The sequence below is a fragment of the Corynebacterium sp. HMSC074A01 genome (genome assembly GCF_001831515.1).
In the GTDB taxonomy this organism is placed as follows: domain Bacteria; phylum Actinomycetota; class Actinomycetes; order Mycobacteriales; family Mycobacteriaceae; genus Corynebacterium.
In genome coordinates this window covers 1-598 of sequence record NZ_KV825626.1, presented here as the reverse complement: position 1 = coordinate 598, position 598 = coordinate 1, and the positions used below count along the sequence as shown (strand labels likewise).

The window sequence follows — 598 nt, the reverse complement described above, 5'->3', positions numbered from 1 at the left end:
ACGCTGAACGACGCCCACGAGGTCCTCCTCGACCCCGCCACCGACGCGACAGGCCCCATCACCGTCACCGTGGCCGACCCCAGCCTCGGCAACCCCGTGACCAAGACCGTCACGCTCGGCACCACAACCACGGTCAGCGACCCGAAAACTACCGTCTACCCGAGCCGCGGTGAGCAGGCCACCGGCATCACCATCGGCGAATACCACGAGGGCCTGACCAAGGTCACCGCTAAGGACGCCAACGGCAACAACGTCACCGCCACGCTGAACGACGCCCACGAGGTCCTCCTCGATCCCGCCGCCGACGTGACAGGTCCCATCACTGTCACCGTGACCGACCCCAGCCTTGGCGAAGTGACCAAGCGCGTCACGCTCGGCACCACAACCACGGTCAGCGACCCGAAAACTACCGTCTACCCGAGCCGCGGTGAGCAGGCCACCGGCATCACCATCGGCGAATACCACGAGGGCCTGACCAAGGTCACCGCTAAGGACGCCAACGGCAACAACGTCACCGGTACGCTCAATGACGCCCACGAGGTCCTCCTCGACCCCGCCGCAGGCGCGACAGGTCCCATCACTGTCACCGTGACCGACC

Annotated in this window: 1 protein-coding gene; it reads left to right on the top strand. The window is 66.6% G+C overall.

What is annotated here, in order from left to right; genetic code table 11:
• Positions 1-598: hypothetical protein (locus HMPREF2550_RS12330; protein WP_168167704.1), on the top strand; the 598-nt coding region annotated here is incomplete at both ends.